19 protein-coding genes are annotated in these 18,351 nt (G+C 68.2%); 16 read left to right on the top strand and 3 right to left on the bottom strand.

What is annotated here, in order from left to right; genetic code table 11:
* The first annotated feature begins 4 nt into the window (after nt 1–4).
* The 13 genes from mpaM to ACH4TL_RS30055 all read left to right on the top strand — a co-directional run bounded on the left by mpaM (nt 5) and on the right by ACH4TL_RS30055 (nt 12,440).
* Entirely contained in the window at nt 5–802 is a 798-nt protein-coding gene (gene mpaM / locus ACH4TL_RS30115; RefSeq protein ID WP_398322086.1) for a daptide-type RiPP biosynthesis methyltransferase, read from the top strand.
* On the top strand, nt 799–2,061 hold the full coding sequence (gene mpaD, locus ACH4TL_RS30110; protein WP_398322083.1) for a daptide-type RiPP biosynthesis aminotransferase: 1,263 nt from the start codon (nt 799–801) through the stop codon (nt 2,059–2,061). Before mpaM ends, mpaD begins: the two co-directional genes overlap by 4 nt.
* Nucleotides 2,062–2,148: 87 nt before the next feature.
* The gene (locus ACH4TL_RS30105; protein WP_398322080.1) at nt 2,149–2,295 is read left to right on the top strand and encodes a daptide-type RiPP; all 147 of its coding nucleotides are present in this window, start codon (nt 2,149–2,151) and stop codon (nt 2,293–2,295) included.
* Nucleotides 2,296–2,416: 121 nt separating this feature from the next.
* Nucleotides 2,417–3,733, top strand: a complete 1,317-nt coding sequence (gene mpaC / locus ACH4TL_RS30100; protein ID WP_398322077.1) for a daptide-type RiPP biosynthesis dehydogenase — start codon at nt 2,417–2,419, stop codon at nt 3,731–3,733.
* A gap of 32 nt (nt 3,734–3,765) precedes the next feature.
* Nucleotides 3,766–3,915 carry a daptide-type RiPP gene (locus tag ACH4TL_RS30095; protein WP_398322074.1) on the top strand — a complete coding sequence of 50 codons (150 nt, stop codon included), beginning with the start codon at nt 3,766–3,768 and terminating at the stop codon, nt 3,913–3,915.
* Nucleotides 3,916–4,010: 95 nt separating this feature from the next.
* Nucleotides 4,011–4,154: a daptide-type RiPP gene (locus ACH4TL_RS30090; protein WP_398322071.1), complete on the top strand. Its 144-nt coding sequence runs from the start codon at nt 4,011–4,013 to the stop codon at nt 4,152–4,154.
* Between the two features lie 153 nt (nt 4,155–4,307).
* Nucleotides 4,308–5,942: a daptide biosynthesis intramembrane metalloprotease gene (gene mpaP, locus ACH4TL_RS30085; RefSeq protein ID WP_398322068.1), complete on the top strand. Its 1,635-nt coding sequence runs from the start codon at nt 4,308–4,310 to the stop codon at nt 5,940–5,942.
* An 18-nt stretch (nt 5,943–5,960) separates the two neighbouring features.
* Nucleotides 5,961–8,480, top strand: a complete 2,520-nt coding sequence (gene lanKC / locus ACH4TL_RS30080; protein WP_398322066.1) for a class III lanthionine synthetase LanKC — start codon at nt 5,961–5,963, stop codon at nt 8,478–8,480.
* 122 nt (nt 8,481–8,602) lie between these two features.
* On the top strand, nt 8,603–9,730 hold the full coding sequence (locus tag ACH4TL_RS30075) for a YcaO-like family protein (RefSeq protein ID WP_398322065.1): 1,128 nt from the start codon (nt 8,603–8,605) through the stop codon (nt 9,728–9,730).
* 24 nt (nt 9,731–9,754) lie between these two features.
* On the top strand, nt 9,755–10,645 hold the full coding sequence (locus tag ACH4TL_RS30070) for an ABC transporter ATP-binding protein (protein ID WP_398322062.1): 891 nt from the start codon (nt 9,755–9,757) through the stop codon (nt 10,643–10,645).
* The gene (locus ACH4TL_RS30065) at nt 10,642–11,883 is read left to right on the top strand and encodes an ABC transporter permease (protein ID WP_398322059.1); all 1,242 of its coding nucleotides are present in this window, start codon (nt 10,642–10,644) and stop codon (nt 11,881–11,883) included. Before ACH4TL_RS30070 ends, ACH4TL_RS30065 begins: the two co-directional genes overlap by 4 nt.
* A 42-nt stretch (nt 11,884–11,925) precedes the next feature.
* Nucleotides 11,926–12,120, top strand: coding sequence for a hypothetical protein (locus ACH4TL_RS30060; RefSeq protein ID WP_398322056.1), 195 nt, complete (start codon nt 11,926–11,928; stop codon nt 12,118–12,120).
* A gap of 80 nt (nt 12,121–12,200) precedes the next feature.
* Nucleotides 12,201–12,440, top strand: coding sequence for a hypothetical protein (locus ACH4TL_RS30055; RefSeq protein ID WP_398322053.1), 240 nt, complete (start codon nt 12,201–12,203; stop codon nt 12,438–12,440).
* A 180-nt stretch (nt 12,441–12,620) separates the two neighbouring features.
* Here the strand turns inward: ACH4TL_RS30055 and ACH4TL_RS30050 are convergent, their stop codons facing one another.
* On the bottom strand, nt 12,621–13,625 hold the full coding sequence (locus ACH4TL_RS30050) for a helix-turn-helix transcriptional regulator (protein ID WP_398322050.1): 1,005 nt from the start codon (nt 13,623–13,625) through the stop codon (nt 12,621–12,623).
* Nucleotides 13,626–13,946: 321 nt separating this feature from the next.
* Nucleotides 13,947–14,171, bottom strand: coding sequence for a hypothetical protein (locus ACH4TL_RS30045; RefSeq protein WP_398322047.1), 225 nt, complete (start codon nt 14,169–14,171; stop codon nt 13,947–13,949).
* Nucleotides 14,172–14,307: 136 nt separating this feature from the next.
* Here ACH4TL_RS30045 and ACH4TL_RS30040 point away from each other — a divergent pair, with 136 nt between their 5' ends.
* Together ACH4TL_RS30040 and ACH4TL_RS30035 are read left to right on the top strand one after the other, a co-directional pair.
* The gene (locus ACH4TL_RS30040; RefSeq protein WP_398322044.1) at nt 14,308–14,442 is read left to right on the top strand and encodes a hypothetical protein; all 135 of its coding nucleotides are present in this window, start codon (nt 14,308–14,310) and stop codon (nt 14,440–14,442) included.
* Nucleotides 14,435–14,761, top strand: coding sequence for a transposase (locus ACH4TL_RS30035; protein ID WP_398322041.1), 327 nt, complete (start codon nt 14,435–14,437; stop codon nt 14,759–14,761). The genes ACH4TL_RS30040 and ACH4TL_RS30035 overlap by 8 nt, the downstream gene beginning before the upstream one ends.
* 845 nt (nt 14,762–15,606) lie before the next feature.
* On the opposite strand, the gene ACH4TL_RS30030 is transcribed toward ACH4TL_RS30035, so the two are convergent.
* A complete protein-coding gene (locus ACH4TL_RS30030) occupies nt 15,607–16,614 on the bottom strand; it encodes a LacI family DNA-binding transcriptional regulator (protein ID WP_398322038.1) in 1,008 nt (335 codons plus the stop codon).
* Between the two features lie 167 nt (nt 16,615–16,781).
* On the opposite strand from ACH4TL_RS30030, the gene ACH4TL_RS30025 reads away from it, so the two are divergent.
* Nucleotides 16,782–18,278, top strand: coding sequence for an argininosuccinate lyase (locus tag ACH4TL_RS30025; protein ID WP_398322035.1), 1,497 nt, complete (start codon nt 16,782–16,784; stop codon nt 18,276–18,278).
* Nucleotides 18,279–18,351 lie beyond the last annotated feature (73 nt).

Genomic DNA, 18,351 nt, shown 5'->3' with positions numbered 1-18,351 from the left:
TCCTGTGGCCACTCCTTTTCTCCCGGGCCGAGCCGGTGAGCGCGTCGCGCAGCTCGGTGACCGGGCACGCCTGTGCGGCCTGTACGACGAGGACGGATCCGGCGTGTACGACGACCTCGCGGCAGCGGACGGCTTCGAGATCCGAGACATCATCACCGCAGTTCGCACCCTTGATGGGCCGGTGCTGGACCTGGCCGCCGGCTCCGGGCGCTTCACCCTCCCGCTGCTGGCACTCGGCCGCGATGTGACGGCGCTGGACATGTCTCCGCACATGCTCGGCCTGCTCACCCAGCGGCTCGCCAGAACACCTGAGCGGGTGCGCGAGCGGTGCACCGTGGTCCAGGCGGACATGTCCGGCTTCACCCTGGGGCGGCGTTTCGCCCACGTCCTGCTCGGCACCACCTCACTGTCCCTATTGGATACACCTGGCCGGGCCGGTCTCTACCGATGTGTCGCCGACCATCTCAGCGAAGGCGGCCAGTTCCTGGTGTCGATTCTGGAGCGCGGTGGGGACGGCGACCAGGAGGAGGTCGTTCAGCGCGCCCACGGTGCCAGTGGTACCCCGTACGACCTGTACGAGTACTGGCCGACGGGCGCCTTGCACCGTGCGGTCACCATCGTTCCCGCCGATCCACCGCCCACCGGACGCGTGGTCGTGGCACATGACGAGGTTCCCAGCATGAGCATCGCCACCATCGAGGGGGAACTTCATCAGGCCGGGTTCACCGCGCTCGACCAGCGGGAGCTGACGCCGGTCGGGCAACGGCACCGTGTCGTTCTGATCAAGGCGGTGCGCGCATGACCGGGAACATCCTGTGGCCCTACCTGATCGCTCCCTCGACGCACGGCAGTGACCGGCAGTGCGCGGTGCGGGCTGAAGGCCACCGCATCACCTTCGCGGACGGCAGCACGGCCCTCGACGGCGACAGCGGCCTGTGGAACGCCAACCTCGGGTACGGCAACCCGGTGATCGCGGATGCCATCGGCGAGGCCACGAGGGAAGCTTCCTACCTGGGTGCGTTCAGATTCGAGAACAGTTACGCCCGCGGCGCCGCGACCGACCTGCTCGCTGTAGCTGACACCGACACCTACGCACGCGTGTTGTTCTCGTCCGGCGGCGGTGTCGCCAACGATGCCGCGATGAAGCTGGTGCGCCAGTACCACGCCCTCGACGGGCATCCGGAGCGCAACCTGATCGTTGCTCTGCGCGGCAGCTTCCACGGCCTGACATTCGGCGGGTTCGCCATAACCGGCGAGGAGTTGGGCCAGCGTGTCTACGGTGTCGATCAGCGCCTGATCCGGCACATCACTCCCAACGACATCGGCGAGCTGCGCGACCTCATCCAGCGCATCGGCCGTCAGGTCGCCGCACTCGTGGTCGAACCCGTCCTGGGTACCGGAACGATCCCGCTCGGCGCGGATTACATCGAGGAACTGCTGCTGCTGCGCGATCGGTCCGGGTTCCTGCTCGTCGCGGACGAGGTGGCGACCGGCTTCGGCCGCACCGGCAGCTTTTTCGCCTCTCACACCTGGCCGGGCCGACCGGATGTGTTGATCACGTCGAAGGGGCTGACGAACGGCACCATGCCCGCGTCGGCGGTCATTTTCTCCCACCAGGTCGCGGAGATCTTCACCCGCCACGACGCCATTCTCACGCACGCGGAGACCCAGGGCGGAACGGCCGTCTCGTGCGCCGCGATCAGCGCGACGATCAGCGAGATGCAGCGACTCGATGCTGTCGTCTCGGGTCGGCGTGTCGCCGACCGCCTCGCCACCCGCATCAATGAGTTGGTGGACCAGCATCCTCTGGTGAACCGCTCCACCGGGCAGGGCTGCTTCCGGACTCTGCATCTGCGAGGTCCTGGTGGGCACCGCCTCGCACCGCCCGGTGTCGCATGGCTCGTCGACCGCATCCGCGACGAGGGCGCAATCGTGCACCCCGGACCCTCTGGCATCCAGCTCGTCCCCGCTCTGACGTGGACCGACGCGGAGACGGACGAACTGATGGCCTGCGTCGAAACCGGCCTGAATGCCCTGACCGCCGTCGCCGCACGCCACTGAGCGGGAACAGCCTTCGCCTTGAAGACTCCAGAACCTCGCGGGTTCTGGCTACCCCGACCCGACCCCTGTGGAGAGGAGGAGAGCAACATGACCGACCGCAATCTTGCTGAGGAGTCGAAGATCGACGCCTGTGAGCTGGAGATGCAGGAGCTGGAGGCCCTGGAGGCCCCGGGTTTCTGGACCGGCGTTTCGATCGGCACCGTGGTCAGCGTGTCCGTCGTCGCGGCGACCTGACGCCGCCATCTGTTCCGCACTGGTTGTGCCTCGGCCCGCGCCCACCGGCCGGGCCGGGCGCAGCCGTCCTCTCCCCGAGCACCCTTTCACGGCCTTCCGTTCCGGCAAGGAGACGATATCGATGTCCGACACCGCCGCGCGAGCTGCCAGGCAGGGCTTCACGCCGCCAGCCGCACCGCTGCGGTCCATCGGCTCCCTTGCCGAGTGGCTGCGCGGTGACGAGGCCGATGCCGTCACCATGATCTGCGATCCGGCCCTCACCGGACAGCCCGCCACCGTAGGCGTGCGCGACCGAATCCGCAGCGCGGGTATCACCTCCAGGGTGGTGACCCTCCCGATCAACCGGGATGCCGAGGCGATCCGGTCGCTGGCTGCCCGGCTCGCGCCGCGCGAACTGATCGTCGCCATCGGCGGCGGCAGCACCCTCGACTTTGCCAAGCTCACCGCGCTGTCAGCCGTTCAGCCGGACATGTACCGCTACCTCACCGCGCCGCAGCGCAGCGGATTTCTCCTCTTGCCCTCCCACCTTGGCAACAGCGTAAGAGTCCTGGCCGTACCCACTACTTTGGGCACCGGGAGCGAACTGGGCACCGTGGCCTGTTTCGAACGCGCCGGTCACAAGCTCTTGGTCACCGGATCATGCTTGCGCCCGATCCAGGCGATGTGGATTGCGGAGGCCACCGACACGCTGCCCGCCGACCTGGTTGCCGACGGCGTCCTGGAGGCACTGTTCCGCACCGTCAGCCCCTACACCGGTGACCCGGCCCCCTTGCCGGAGCAGGATGCCGCCGTCGAAGATCTTGCCGTACGCCTCATTCAGGCGGGGGATGAGGTCGCCCGCCTGCGCGCCGCGGGGAATCCGATTCCTGCGGATCTGCGACTGCGCATCGCCGAGATGAGTGCGCAATCCCAGATTGGCCACCTCAATATCGGCCGCAGCCCCTATGCCGTGAAGTGCTGGTGCATCGCCAACGAGCTCTCAACTTTGTTGGGACTGGCCAAGATGCGCACCGTGTCCGCCGTGTGGCCCGTGCTGTGGCGGCACTGCCTGGCCGGGAACGACCGGCTCGGCAGCCCCAACCGGATCCGCAGCCTGTGGACCGTGATCCGCGGCACCTTCCCACACGTCGGCCAGGATCCGGCCACCGGGCTGGAACGGCTGATGGACGCCTGGGCCATCGAACGCACCGTGCACGCCGGCACCCGTCAGCTCGCGGAGGCCACCGAGCGGATCATGCGCGCGTGGGGGGCCGGCCTGCCCATCCTCGACGGCGTCCGCGCGCAGGAAATCCGCCGACTCCTCACGGACGCCACCCACCCGACTGCCGACGGTGTCGTGCCCCCGCCCGGCACCGTCGGCCCACCAGACCACCGCACGCACACGGCACCAGACCGCGTGCATGCGGAGGACCACACCATCCGAGCGCACCAGGCGTGAGTACACCGGGTGCCGCATCAAAGGAGAAGTTCATGGACCACATCGAGGTCGAGCTTCAGAACCTGACCATCTCGGAGCTGGAGATGCAGGAGCTGGAGGCCTTGGAGGCCCCGGGCTGGGCGACCAGCGCCGGTGTCAGCGTCGGCGTCTCCATCGTCTCCGTGGCGTGGAGCCTCACCTGATCCCTGCCTCCTGCCTCGCGCCTTCGGGCGGGCCGGGTACAGCGCGGCCGTGTGCCGCACCCACTCATCCACCTATCACGAAGGAAAACCCTCTGATGGAGAACACCACGAACGAAGCCCCGGCGCTGGAGCTGGAGATGCAGGAGCTGGAGGCCTTGGAGGCCCCCGGATTCTGGACCGGCGTCTCGATCGGCGCCACCATCTCCTCCGCGGTCGGCACGTCGATCGCCCTCACCTGATCAATGGTGACCGCCCTTCGGTGAGCGTCCCTGCACTCACCGGATCTCCGGAGAAACCGTAGACGCTGCCTCCGCCCCGCTCCTGAGCCGGGGGCCGGGCGGAGGCGGGGCACACTGCCGCCCTTTCCCTGTACATTCCGAGGAGCCACCACCGTGAGCACTACCACCGCGCCGGTCCTGCCGGACGCGCAGCGGCCCCGGCTCGCACCGGGCATAGAGGTCCACCCGCCCATGGGCGACGGTGGCTCCTGGGTCATCCAGCACGGCCCCCGCTACATCCGGGTCAGTGCCTCCGTCGCCTCCTTGGCCCAGCGCCTGGACGGCGAGACCACGATCGATAGCCTCGCCGGATCGATGGGCCTCCCGTGGACCACGGAGCTGGTCACTGATGCCGTTGGTCGTTTCGACGCGCTACGTCTGCTCGACCGCGGTGAGCAGGCGCCGAAGAAGAAGCAGCGCTCGTCCCGCATCACCTTGGTGCCGCCGTTCACCGTGCAGCTCACGCTGCTCAGCCCCGGTCGGACGATGCAGGCCCTTCAGCCGGCCCTGGCCCGCTGGAAGGGGCGCCGGCTCGCGGCCGCTTCCGTCGTGACCGCCCTGGCCGGACTTGTCGTGCTGGCCGTACAGGCTCCCTACGTGACCAATCTCGTGTCCCAGCCCCTGTCTCCGCTGGCCTACGTGGGTCTCCTCATCGGGCTGATCGCCGGTACCTCGCTGCACGAACTCGGGCACGCCTTCACCCTCATCCGCTACGGCGGTCGCCCGTCCCGTATCGGGATCATGCTGTTCTACCTGATGCCGACGTTCTTCTGCGACGTGTCGGACTCGTGGCGGCTTGCCGAGCGGTGCCAGCGCGTCCACGTCGCCCTCGCGGGACCCGCGGTGCAGACGTTCCTCGCCGGAGCATCCGCCGTGGCCGCGTGGCCGCTCGATGAGGGGGGCGTGAAAACGTGTCTGGTGCTGTTCGCCGTCGGCAGCTACATCACCGGCCTGCTGAACCTGCTGCCGCTGATCAAGCTGGACGGATACATCGCGCTGATGAGCCGCGTGGATATCCCCTACCTGCGGGACAGGGCGATCAAGGACGCACGCCGCAGCGTCGCGCGTCTGCTCTTCGGCGGTACCTACCGGCGGGAGCTACCCGGCCGCAGCTGGACCGTCTGGTACGGGCTAGCATGCATGACCTTCCCCCTGTACCTGCTGTCGACCGCGCTGAAGCTGTGGATTGGGCTGCTGCAGCGTGCCGGGTTCGTCGGTGCATGCCTAGCTGCCTCGGCCTTCTGCTACGTGCTCTATCTCGTCGGCCGTGGCATCAGGCGCATGGTGGGAGAGGTACGGGGCTCCGGAGCCTCCAGGGTCAGGGTCAGCCTCGTCGGCGCCCTGCTCGCCGGCGCGGCTTCCGTTGTGATGTTCCTTCCGGTCACCTGCACAACCCCGGCCGCCTATGTCACACGCGCCGGCGGAGTCGATGTGGTCCTCATGCAGGGCTCGGACGCGAGCCGCATCGAGCCGGGCCGACCCGTGTCCCTGAGCAGCAACGGCCTGATTCTCACTCCGTCCACCGGACACGGGGTCATCGGCCAGCAGGCCGGAAAACGGACGACTGCTCCAGTGTCGGCGTTCTTTCCCATCGCGCTCGGTCCGGAGCCCGAGACCCCGGTGATCAGCTACCGGCTCACTACCAGCCAGGCCCCCACTGAGCCGTTCGGAACGGCCGAGGTCGACACCGGACGCTTGCCGCTGTGGGAGGTGGCGTACCGCACTTATGTCGTCCCGTTCATCCCTTGAGATTTTTGAGGCCCTGCCGTGACCGATCTTCGCTTCCTCGATTTCATCCGCCAGGACACCTTCTTCTACGACGCGCCTGACCAGGAAGACGCGCCCGACCAGGACTTCCACGCTGACCGCACCCCCGCCGAGGGATGGACCGTGGCCCGGGGCCGTGAGTGGACCGTGTGTACGCCTCCAGATCCGGGCATCCCCGGCCAAGGATGGAAGATTCATGTCTCGGCGCTGCCCGGCAACGCGGCCGGCCTGCTGGACGTGGTCGCCCCGTATTGCGTCGAGCACGACCTCATGTACAAGTACATCAACAACGAGGCGATCGTGGCCCGGCGGGGAAGCAAGTACGGAGACCGCACCGCAAGCGGCAAGTTCATCACCATCTACCCGCCCGACGAGCAGGCCTTGGAGAAGACCCTCACCGACCTGGACGCGCTGATCGGCGGTACCCCCGCGCCCTACATCCTCAGCGACCTGCGGTGGGGCAAGGGGCCCCTGTACGTGCGATACGGCGGGTTCGTATTGCTGATGGCCCGCGCCAGGAACGGGCAACTCGTTCCCGGCATCCGCACCCCTGACGGGGAGCTGGTCCCGGACGAGCGCAAACCCTCGTTCCGCCCGCCCGCGTGGGTGACGATCCCGGACTTCCTCCAGGACGCTCACCGGGCTCGCAAGCAGGGCACATTGCGAGACTTCCCGTTCCGCGTGTACAAGGCGCTGCACTTCTCCAACGGTGGTGGCGTCTACCGTGCCGTCGACACCCGCACCGGCAGTGACGTTCTGTTGAAGGAAGCCCGCCCGCTGGCCGGCCTGGACGCCTCCGGCGCCGACGCGATCGCCCGGATGGAACGCGAGCACTGGGCTCTGCAGAAGCTCGCCGGCCTGCCCGGCGTACCAGCGGTGGTGGACTACCGCCAGGGGCACGAACATCGTTTTCTGGCACGGGAGTTCATCGACGGCCGCCCGCTGGTCGACGTCCTGAGGTTCAAGCACCCATTCGCCTCGGGCGAGGACAGCCCGGCGGCACGCGCCGCCTACCTGACATGGGCGATGGACATCCTCAAGCAGGTGGAGGACGGCGTATCAGCGATGCACGAGCGGGGCGTCGTCTTCGGCGACCTGCACCCCGGCAACATCCTTCTCCGTGAGGACGGCACCATCGCGTTCATCGACATGGAGACCTGCACCAAACCGGAGGACGGCTACCAGCAGGCGATGGGCGCGCTCGGTTTCCATGCCCCCAGCCACCTCACCGGCACGCAGGTGGACCTGTTCGGGCTGAACGTGCTGAAGCTGACCCTGTTCATGCCGCTTCCGCAGGTTGTGCCATGGGGCGTGGAGAAGGTTCACGCTCTCGTCGACGCCGCAGCCGAGAACTTCGATCTCCCCGTGGCTTTCACCACCGGGGTGAAGAAGGCGCTCGGCCGCGACGCCTTGCGCTCCCCCCAGGACTACTCGGCGCCGTGGCCGGAGTCCGGGCACGTGCCCGGTGCCGCGGTACGCGACGTCCTGGCCGCTTCCATCCTCGATGCGGCAACCCCTGAGCGTGACGACCGCCTCTACCCCGGCGACGCGTTGCAGTTCCTGCTACCGGAAGGCGGCATCACCTTCGCCTACGGTGCTGCCGGAGTCATGTGGGCGCTCCACCAGTGTGGCTATGAGGTCCCAGCAGAGCATGTTCAGTGGCTCGCCGACCACGCCCGGCGACCGCTGCTGGACGGCCCCGGCTTCTTCACCGGGCTCGCCGGAGTCGCCTGCACGCTCCATACGCTGGGGCTACAGGGCGAGGCCGGGAAGGTGATGGAGCGCGCCCTGGCGATGGCCGAAGGAACCGACATGTCGCTGGGTTCGGGCCTGTCCGGATTGGGGCTCACCGCGCTGCATCTCGCCGACCGCGAAGGCGGTAACAGATGGCTGGACGAGGGCCGTGCCCTGGCCGATCGCATCACCGGCACGAGTACGGACCACCGGCGTACGGGCCTGATCCAGGGCCGTGCCGGGCACGCCCTGTTCCTGCTGCGCTTGTTCGAACGCACCGGAGACGAACGCTACCTGGACCAGGCGGTGATCGAGCTGGGCGGGGACCTCGACGCCATCGCGCTCGACACCGGCGATCCGGACGGTCTCGGTCTGGGCCTCGCGGGCGCCGCCGGTCTTGCCCTCGTCACGCGCGAGATCACCGCTTATCGCCCCGGTACGAGACTGGAGAAGACGTGCCGGTGGCTTCAGGAGATGAGCCGTTGCCGTCTGGCCTCGACGAACGGGCTGTTCCACGGCCGCGCCGGTTCCCTCACCGTCCTGGACCGGCATGACCCCGAGCAGATGCGGCTACACCTGGATGCCATCGGCTGGGAAGCCGTCTCCCCGGAGCCCGGCCGGATCCACACGCTCGGCGAGCACGGCTACCGCCTCTCCACCGATCTGGCCACCGGATCCGCCGGAGTCCTGCTCGCTCTCACCTCCCTGGTCCGCGACGACCTGCACATGCTGCCGCTCCTTCCCCTCCGTTCGGCACGTCCGGTCCCCGTTGGGGTGGTGGCGTGATGCTCGACATCCCCCGTACTCTTCACCCCTCCACCGGTGTCGCGGAGCGGTACTCGCTCCAGTCACCGCAGGGCGCGGGCCTGCTGTGGTCCAGCGCGGTCGCCCTCCACCCGGTGCCCGGGGTGCCGACGGGAGAGGTGCCGCCCTCGGCACTCATCGTGGGGGCCCGCGGTCACTCACGCGCCGATGTGCTCATACGCGGCGCGGGCGAGGCAGTCGAACGTCGTGCCCTGCACCCGCTGCCCGGCCTGGTCTCCTACCGGGGCACCATCGATTCCCTCACGCTGCCGGCGCTGGACGCCTCCGCGCACGCATTGGCCGCCCCACACGCCAATGCCACGGTGCTGACGTGGTATCCGGCCCGGCGTCTTCGTAACGACGCCACCATCCTGGTTCCCGCCAGTTTGGTGAACTGGCCGGCCACCGAGGAGGAGGGCCTGTTCGATCCGAGTCCGTCCGGAGCGGCTGCCGGAACCACGGCGGACGCGGCTCTGCGCTCCGCCCTGGTCGAGATCGTCGAACGCGATGCCTTCACCACAGCCTGGGCACGGCAGCTGCGCTTGCCGTCCTGGCCCCACCCGGAGCAGGCGCTCGGCCACGCGCCCGAGGGCCCGCTCCGTTCGTTGTGGCAGCGCGCTGTCGGCCAAGCGATCAGCCCGGTGATTGCCCGGATCCCCACCGCGGTGCCCGGATTGTGCTGCGTCGTGGTCGTGCTGCTCGACCCGCCCGGTCCCCGTGCGGTGGCAGCGGTCGGCATGAAGGCATCCGGACGGCCTGAGCAGGCGATTCTCGGCGCCCTGCAAGAGGCATGGCAGGTCAGGGCTGCTCTCGACGAGACCTCCCGCACCGACGCTCCGACACCGGAGGTGGTGGTCAGCGAGCACGATCGCATCCGGTACCTGCTCAGCTCGCGGGCGTACAGGTCCGTCGCGGCCTGGGCAAGGGGGTTCATGCCCGGCCATGCGGTGATGCGTTCCGCCGACGTGACACTTCGGCACCTGACCGACGCGGTTCTTGCCGACGGCGCCGATCCGCTGGTGGTCGACCTGACCTCCCGATTGTCCCCGCATATCAGGCGCATGGGCTGGCGGGCCGTCAAGGTCATCCCGGCGGGATACCAGAGCTTGCGCATGGACGAGCGACACGTATGGACGTGGAACCTCCGCCGGGTGGACAGCGCACCACGGCGCACCGGGTGCGCGGCAGGGAACAATGACCACCGGGCTGCGGGACCGCACCCCCTGCCCTGACTCGCGACGAAGAAAGCGACAGTGATGCTGGAACTGGACAAGGTGACGCGGTACTTCGGCGACCGGGCCGCCGTCGAACGGACCTCCTTCTATGTCGAGGGAGGCCGGATGACGGGCTTCGTCGGCGTGAACGGGGCCGGGAAGACCACCACCATGCGCTTGATCATGGGTGTGTTGGCGGTCCACGACGGCACGATCCGCTGGGACGGGCGTCCGGTCACCGCCGACGATCGCAGACGGTTCGGTTACATGCCCGAAGAGCGCGGCTTATATCCGAAGCAGACCGTCATAGGACAGCTCACCTACCTCGGCCGACTGCGCGGATTATCCGCGCAGTCTGCTCAGCGGTCGGCTGGCGAGCTGATCGACCGGCTGGGCCTGGCAGAGAGGGGCACTGCCCGTCTGGAGGCGCTGTCGCTGGGCAACCAGCAGCGGGTCCAGATCGCCGCCGCCCTCATCGGCGACCCCCAGTTCCTCGTGTTGGACGAGCCGTTCTCCGGTCTAGACCCGCACGCGGTGGACACGATGGTCGAGGTGCTGCGCGAGTACATCCAGCGAGGAGTGCCGGTGCTGTTCTCCTCGCACCAGCTCGATTTGGTGGAACGGCTCTGCGACGACCTGGTTTTCCTGGACAGGGGCCGGGTTCTGGCGCAGGGATCCGCGCACGAGCTGCGGCGTCGCGGCACTGTTCGGCACCGTCTCGCCATGTCCGGGCCGACCGGCTGGCTGCGTACCTTCACCGGCGTCACCGTCATCAGCGAGGACGACGGGGCCGGTGGCGCGCTGCTACAGCTCGACGATGAGGGCGCGGCCGACCGGCTGCTGGCCGAGGCGCTGCGGCGCGGGAGCGTACGGGAGTTCGGCGAGATCGTTCCCAGCGTGTCCGATGTTTTCAGGGAGATGACGAACGCATGAGTACCTCTGTCCGTGGCGCCGAGGCCCGCACCAACCCGGCCACGGCCCATCCGGCACAAGCCGGTCCACGGCCTGTCGGTGCCTGGCGTATCGTCACCGCCCGTGAAATAGCCGTCAAGTTACGTGACCGGGGGTTCCTTGTCTCCACCCTGGTCACGCTGGCCCTGATCGTCGGGGCGATCGGTCTTCAGGTGTACCTGGCCTCCACCGTCGGGAAGATCACCATCGCTGCCACGGGCACCGGCAGCACACAGATCGTCCGCCAGGCCGAAGCGTTGGCTGACCGGGCGGATCAGGATGTGACCATCACGTTTCATCAGGAGTCCTCCCAGGAGGCCGTGGAGTCGGCGGTGACGTCAGGGAAGGCGGACGCCGGCCTGATCCCCTCTGCCGGGGGTTGGCTGCTGGTGGGCGACACCGGCATCGACGACACCGCTGCCACCTGGCTCGGCGCCGCGGTGCAGAACAAAGCCATGGCCGACAACGCCTCCCATGCCGGCACGAGCCTGGGCGCGCTCACGAAGGATTCGACGCTCGGCCACGAGCTGCTCTCCCCGGAGAGCACCCCCGAGAGCGTCGTCCGCATGGCCACGTTCTTCTTCGGCTTCCTGTTCTATCTCGCCTCGGTGATGCTCGGCGTCGCGCTGGCCACGAGCATCGTGGAAGAGAAGCAGAACCGCATCGTCGAAATCATCGCGTCCACCATCCGGCTGCGCGACCTGCTCATCGGCAAGATCGTCGGACACACCATGCTCGCTCTCGTGCAGATGGCCGCGTTCAGCGCCGCGGGCGCCATAGGTCTGATCGCCACCGGCCACCATGATGTGCTGTCCCAGGTCACCGTCGGCCTGAGTTGGTTCCTCGCGTACTACCTGGTCGGCATCGCGGTGCTGGCCTGTGTATTCGCCGCGGCAGGGGCGATCGCCGGCCGCAGCGAGGACATTCAGTCCACCACCACCCCGGTCAACATGGTGGCCGCCCTGGTCCTCATCGCAGGGATCGCCGCCTCGGGCACCGCGCAGACCGTCCTGTCCTACGTTCCGCTCACGTCGACGATCACCATGCCGGTCCGCATCATCGGCGGAGACGTCTCCTGGTGGGAGCCGATCGTTTCGATGCTGATATCGCTGTTCGTCGCCGCCGGAGTGGTGGGGCTCAGTGAGCGGATCTACCGCCGGGCCCTGATGCAGACCGGCGGAAAGCTGTCCTTCCGGCAGGCCCTCAAGCTCACCGACTGATCAGCCGCCCTTCCTCAACCGTCCACTGAAGGAGACCGAAAGATGAACCCCACCACAGCCCGTCCCGCCACCGTGATCGCCGGTCTGCTCGCCGTCATGTGCGGGGCCATGATCGTGGTCATCACCAGCAGCCTCGGCGACACCGCCCGCTACGCCCTCGGCGCCGCCCTGCTGATCGGCATTGCCACCGGCGCCTACAAGCTCTCCCAGGCTCTCAAGGGGAACCGCACCCGTTAACAACAGCACCGCCTTCGTCACGGGGCCGCACCCCTTCCGGCCCCTGACGAAGGCATCCACTCACGGGAGCCCCGCCGTCCATGGAGCACCGCATCCGCATCACCAGCATGGCTCCGGCCTCTCCGGAGACCGCCAGTGTTCGGCTGGTTGCCAAGCTGCCGCCCACGTGGCGGTTGAAACAGATCACATGCACTCCCGACCCCGCGATGGCCGAACTCACCCTCGACGTTCCGAGCGACTTCGAGGTGGGCGATGTAGGGCACACCGTCGACGCGATCCTCACCACCCCTGGCCTGGAAGGCTGGGCCAGGTACCAGTGAGGTCGAACTCGTGATGTCGCAGGGGCTGACGGCCGGGCTCCGCGCGCGGTATCGCCAGCGGCATCCGGTCAGAAGTATCGACCAACAATGTCCTGATCGACATCATGGCCGTGGGCAAGGAGTTTCGAGCCCAAACTCATATCGTGGCCCCAAACAGGGTGAACGTTGCCTGTTGCGGCACTAGATCCAGCCTTTTTCGCGGGCCAGCAGGGCGGCCTGGAACCGGTTCGATGCGCCCAGTCGATCCATCAGAGACGCCACGTATTTGCGGTAGGTGCGCACGGACATGCCCAGGTCACGAGCACCGCTCTCGTCCTTGTCCGCCGTATACAGCACCTTGAGGACACTGCACTCGGTCTCACTGGGCGCATCCTCGTCCTCGAGCGGCAGCTCCTGTGCGCTGACCCACATACGGTCGAACAAGGCGACCAGCGTGGCGACCAAGCCGGTCTCACGCGTCAGCAAGGCGCCCCTGGCCGTATGGGAGGGGTCGATCGGAGTGAGAGCCGCACTTCGGTCGCATATGATCATGCGTTCCAACGGCTGATAGGAGATGCGTATCTCCGCGCCGTTCGCGGCGAGTTCTCGCAAGTAGGCCATCGTGACCGGATCGTCCAGGGCCGGAGCGGCCATCAGAGTGCGCATGCGCAGCCCCCGTCGCAGTACGCGCAGATCCATGGGACGGGAGACCTCAATGGATTCAGGGGTGAGCACGCCTATTGGATTTACCGTCAGGTTCTCCGAACGCGCGAAGAAGGTCAGCTCATCGATGGCCTCCCTTACCGCCGCCACCCCCTTCAGCTGCTGAACCGGCGGAACGTCCACGGGCGAGCTGTGCGATCCGGCCATCTCGGAGATTAACGACTCGACCACGCCCGTGGCCGCTACGGTCGCCTCTAACTCGCCCCGCAGCCGTCTCAGCCGGTCATCGATGAGCTGATCCACCGCACGCGCGGGCCCGACAGCGCGCACCCCTCCGGCTAAACCGCCACGCACAGCGACGCCGAGTTCGACTAACCGGTCTGCCAGGACTTCCTCGCCCGATACGAGGCATGTCGCACTCATGCAACCGTTTCCACTGCGCAAAAGCCGCCGGTAGAGGGCTTCCTCCGCTGCGGATACACCAAGGATTCCCAGACAAGTCCCCGCAGCGTCCTCCTGGTCTGTATGGATGGTTTCACTCACCCTCTCTCCTTTTGGACTTCCTCCGGCCCCATCCTTCGGTCTCGGGACTCTGTCGAGGGCGACAGACGTCGGGGTCGAAGCTGAGGTGTGGCTCAACAGGCCATGGGGAGCGATCATGTAACGCCTTGAGGGTGTTGGCGAGGTGGTGGAGTTCTCCCTGTGCGGCGAGCAGGCCCGTAGGGAAGTCGTAGACTCTGGGCATGACCAGAATGATAGACCTGTTCGGTTTATTCGCCGTGCGCCAGTTCTGTCGGCGGCGGCTGAAAAGTGACTCTGGTCCACTTTGCGTGATCGGGCCACGCTGGGTCACCAAATCGGCGATCATGGATCGTCGTGAGTGATGCGCTCCTCCAACACCTGTGGTTCCACCAGATCGACGATGTCGAGGTCGAAGGCATCGACAGTGAAGACGAGTTGCTGGTCATACGTGCCCGTGCTCACGCTCTTTGGCTGCGTTTCCAGGGTGTGGGGTGTTCTCGGGTCGGGCGCACAGCCGTTATGCCCGGCGTCTGGCGGATAGCCCGGTCGGCGGCGCCCGGTGGTCATCGCGACATAGGGCCGGCGGATCCGCTGCCGTGAGCGTGCGTGTCCGTAAGCGACGTCGCTGAGCAGATCAGTGGGCTCACTTCTGCCACGGCCGAAGGAGCGCCGGTCCCCAAAGGCCGTGCGGACCGTGGGGGTCATGCCAGCCGGCCGGGCCGGTGCACAGCTGGTGGAGAACCTGACGGCGGTGGTGAGCCAGTCGACACTGCTGCGGCTGGTCCGCGCGCTGCTCGAAACCAGGTGCCCGTCACGCCTCGGCGCTCGGGGTGGATGAGTTCGTCCTGCGCAAGGGCCACATCTACGGCACCATCCTGGTGGACATCGAGACCCGTCGCCCTGTCGATCTACTGCCTGGCCGGTCCGTCCCGGTGGTGGCCCGGTGGCTTGCTGATCGCCCCGGCGTCGAGGTGATCTGCCGCGACCGTTCAACTGCCTATGCCGAGGCCACCGCCTGCTCGCCCAGGACGTGGGACTTCGTCGGATCGCCCGGAACTGTCTCCGTCACCGGTCGCGCAGAGGCCCGCGAGCGCATTCGACAGCTCGCTACACAACATCTAGCGACTCCGATTGGGCCGACCATAGCGTCGCAATAGCGGTGGCGATAACGAAGCCTGATCCGAGCTACGTGAACTCTCCGAGGCCTCTGAACCGGTTGACACCGCGCTCGGCTACCTCCTCGGCTCCGAGTACACCATCAGCGTCACGCGCGGAGCACGCAGACGGGGCTGACCTTCACCGAAGTGGCCATCTTCCTCAATCAGAGGGAAGGGATGAGTCTCGGGCCACCTGGGGCTGCCCGTGTCTTCGCCTGCCGCGTGATCCACAGCGGAGTGTCCGTCGACCCAGTCCGCTCACTGCGACACGCTGGGGCCCGAGAGCCGGTGAGGTAAATGCCTCACCGCGCCGGATCGAGCGGGATCGAGGAGGACTCAGCGGGATCGAATGGGGTGGATATGTCCGGTTCTCCGGCAAAGCCGCAGGTGAGATGGGTCACCGGTTTAGGTTCGAGTCCCACCCGCCCCACTCAGCTCCCACCCACCCCCTTGAGGGGGCGGCTCTCACCTGCGGGAAATCCAAGGCGAGGCCGTCTCGCGGGGGCTTTTACCTCACGGTTGCCTCACAAGGGCCCTGCCATGCTCGTCATGGCGCAGAAGATCTCGGCGGCGCGTCGCGCGGAGTCGCCTGGAGGGCGGACGCCGCGCTCGAGCGCGGGGACTGCGTCGCGGCGACGGCTCGGGATCAACAACCGGCTACCGGCATTTCGGCGTGGTCGAGGCCGCCGCCCACCCGACGCGCCGGGCTCGCCGCGGGCCTACGCGCCGGTCCACTACCGGCACACCGTGCTCCGCGCGGCCAACAGCTGTGCGGCGCCGGTGGGATGTGAGGGGTGTGGCACAACGAGACGTGCACTCCTGGCCGTTCCCCCCGGCGGGCCGGCTCAGGGCCCGACTTCGCCGGTGCCTCGCCGGACGTAGCTGCTGGGGACGGTGACGGTGCGCGGCGGTCGGTCGGGAGTGGCGATCCGGTCGATGGCCAGGCGCGCCGCCTGCCGGCCGACTTCCTGCGGGTCGCGGACGACGGCCGAGACGCCGAGCCCTTTGGAGAGGTCGGTTTCGTCGAGTCCGATGAAGGCGAACGCGTGCCGCCCGGCGAGCCGCTCGATGAGGACCCCCGTACTGATGCCGAGGTTGAGCGCGAGCACGGCCGTGGGGGGTGACGGCGGCTCCAGCAGGCGCACCACCGCGTCGCGGGCCTGCTGAGCGGACGTGAGGTCGCCGACCACCAGCCCCGGCTCTTCCTGGATCCCGGCCTGCGCGAGGGCGCTTCGGTAGCCGCTGAGCCGCTGTGTGGCGCGGAAGGAGTCCAAGCGCCCGGTGAGTGCGGCGATGCGGTGGTGTCCGAGACCGATGAGGTGCTGGGTGGCCTGCTGGACGGCGTGGTCGTCGTCGGTCATGACTACGTCGGCGGTCAGTCCGGCGGCGGGGCGCCCGACCAGGACGACGGCGGTGCCGTGGGTGTGCTCGGCGGTGAGGAAGTCGCGGTGGTCGCCGTCGGGCATCATCAGCAGGGCGCTGACGCGGCGGTCGATCATGGCCCGGGCGAGTTCGGGTTCCCGTGCGGGGGTGTCGTCGGTGGACCCGATGATCAGCTGTAGTCCCGCGTGGCGGAGTTCCCGTTCGGCGCCGGAGGCGACTCCGGCCTGGAAGAGGTTCGTGAAGCCGGCGGTGACCAGCCCGACGGCCGCCTCGCGGCGGCCGTAACGCAGGTCGCGGGCGATGGGGTTGGGCGAATAGCCCAGGAGCTCGACCTGTTTCATGACACGCTGCCGGGTCGCGGGCTCGACGCGGGGGGAATTCTGCAGGGTCCGGGTGACGGTCGCGGTGCTCACTCCTGCCGCCTTCGCCACGTCACGGAGAGTGACCCGCTGCTCTACCCTGCCCGGCATTGTTTGCCCCTCCCGGTGTGGCCACTGGGTGTCGCTGAGCGGCTCCACCGCGATGTAACCGTTGACATGCGCCGGGGTGAGCCTAACACTGAGGGCCCGTGTTGACGTTTACATAGCCATGTTGACGTTTACATGACGCGAACCGAACCATCATGCGGAGAGTTGCCATGAAGCCCCTGCTCACCGACGGCCGACTGGGCGCGAGCCCGGCGGCGGCCCTGGTGGATCACGTCAACGCCGTCGAACTGGAGGACGAAGTCGCTGCCGCGGAGCACTTCGTCAAGATCGACTTGGCACACACCCTGATGCTCACCCAGCAGCGCGTCCTCGCCCCCGAGCAGGGCCGGTCACTGGTGGCGGCGCTGCTGCGGCTACTCGACGGAGACGCCGAGAAGGTGCTGGCCGGCGACGCGGCGGTCGGCACGATCACGCTGCAACTCGAACAGCACTTGGAGGAGCAGTGCGGCCCGGCGGGCCTGGACATCCAGCGTGCCCGCAGTCGCATCGATCAGAAGGCCACCGGCGTGCGGATGGCCGACCGTGCCGCGCTGGTGTACGTCATGCGGGAGCTGCTGCGGCTCGGGCAGGTCCTGCTTGACGCGGGCACCGAGTACGACGCGGTGATCGCTCCCGGTTACACGCATCTGCAGCACGCCCAGCCCACGACCCTGGGGCACTACTTCAACGCCCACTACTGGACGGTGTCGCGGAACCTCGCGCGGATGGCGCAGCTGTACGAGCGGCTGAACGAATGCCCGCTGGGCGGCGCCGCCCACAGCGGGACGGACTGGCCCATCGATCGTGAGGCCACCGCCGCCTACCTCGGATTCTCCCGTCCGGTACGCAATGCGCGGGACGCTGGGCTGTCGGCCCTGGACGCCGGGGCCGAACTCGCCGCCGTACTGGGCCTGACCCTGTCGGGTGTCAGTCGGTGCGCGTCCGACCTGTTCTACTGGTCGTCCTCCGAGGTCGCCCTGGTGCGGCTGCATCCCTCCCTGTGCGGTACGTCGAGCATGATGCCGCAGAAGCGCAACCCGATCGTGCTGGAGCGGATCCGGGGCCTCGCCGGGGATGCGGCGGGCTGGGGGGCCAGCCAGCTGGGAGTGCTGCACTTCGCGACATCCACCGACGCCGACCAGGGATACGTGCACAACCGCATGCCCGGGTACTGCCGTGAGACCGCGGGAGCCATCCACCTGCTGGCCGAGGCGGTGGCCACGTTGGAGGCCGACACCGAGCGGCTGCACCGGTCCGCGGGACGGCACTGGTCGACGGCCAGCGCCCTGGCGGACGATCTCGTCCGCGTCCACGGCATGAGTTTCCGCGCCGCCCATGAGGCGGTGGCGCGTTTCGTCACGGCCCACGAGGCGGCCGGGGCAACTGAAGAAACGGTCCGCCCCGACCTCGCCGAAGGCCCCCTGCGTGGCTACACCCCGGACCGGCTGCGTCGGCTCCTGGACGTGCGGTCCTTCGTCGACGGCCGCCACAGCGCCGGCGGCACCAGCCCGGCACGGCGCGCGGAACTGGCGGCCGAGGCGGCCGGCGACATCAAGGCGCACCAGGACACCGTCGTCGCTCTCACTACCGCGGCAGCACAGGCCGAGGACCGCCTCGTGCGTGACGCCGTCGCCCTCCTGGACGGACAGCCGCCCCACGAGGCCTGACAGCTCCCGCCGGAGGCCCGGGCGCGCCGCTCGACGCTTGCGCTCCCCGGCCCGTTCGCTCACGCTCGACGAA

Origin of the sequence: Streptomyces sp. NPDC021115 (assembly GCF_044333065.1) — a bacterium.
Classification (GTDB): domain Bacteria; phylum Actinomycetota; class Actinomycetes; order Streptomycetales; family Streptomycetaceae; genus Streptomyces.
This window is presented reverse-complemented; position numbering and strand designations above follow the sequence as displayed.

Bases quoted from the DNA above. Each gene is read 5' to 3' on its own strand.
- mpaD (WP_398322083.1), top strand. From the start codon at position 799: ATGACCGGGAACATCCTGTGGCCCTACCTGATCGCTCCCTCGACGCAC.
- ACH4TL_RS30105 (WP_398322080.1), top strand. From the start codon at position 2,149: ATGACCGACCGCAATCTTGCTGAGGAGTCGAAGATCGACGCCTGTGAG.
- mpaC (WP_398322077.1), top strand. From the start codon at position 2,417: ATGTCCGACACCGCCGCGCGAGCTGCCAGGCAGGGCTTCACGCCGCCA.
- ACH4TL_RS30095 (WP_398322074.1), top strand. From the start codon at position 3,766: ATGGACCACATCGAGGTCGAGCTTCAGAACCTGACCATCTCGGAGCTG.
- ACH4TL_RS30090 (WP_398322071.1), top strand. From the start codon at position 4,011: ATGGAGAACACCACGAACGAAGCCCCGGCGCTGGAGCTGGAGATGCAG.
- ACH4TL_RS30070 (WP_398322062.1), top strand. From the start codon at position 9,755: ATGCTGGAACTGGACAAGGTGACGCGGTACTTCGGCGACCGGGCCGCC.
- ACH4TL_RS30065 (WP_398322059.1), top strand. From the start codon at position 10,642: ATGAGTACCTCTGTCCGTGGCGCCGAGGCCCGCACCAACCCGGCCACG.
- ACH4TL_RS30060 (WP_398322056.1), top strand. From the start codon at position 11,926: ATGAACCCCACCACAGCCCGTCCCGCCACCGTGATCGCCGGTCTGCTC.
- ACH4TL_RS30055 (WP_398322053.1), top strand. From the start codon at position 12,201: ATGGAGCACCGCATCCGCATCACCAGCATGGCTCCGGCCTCTCCGGAG.
- ACH4TL_RS30045 (WP_398322047.1), bottom strand. From the start codon at position 14,171: ATGACCACCGGGCGCCGCCGACCGGGCTATCCGCCAGACGCCGGGCAT.
- ACH4TL_RS30040 (WP_398322044.1), top strand. From the start codon at position 14,308: ATGCCAGCCGGCCGGGCCGGTGCACAGCTGGTGGAGAACCTGACGGCG.
- ACH4TL_RS30030 (WP_398322038.1), bottom strand. From the start codon at position 16,614: ATGCCGGGCAGGGTAGAGCAGCGGGTCACTCTCCGTGACGTGGCGAAG.
- ACH4TL_RS30025 (WP_398322035.1), top strand. From the start codon at position 16,782: ATGAAGCCCCTGCTCACCGACGGCCGACTGGGCGCGAGCCCGGCGGCG.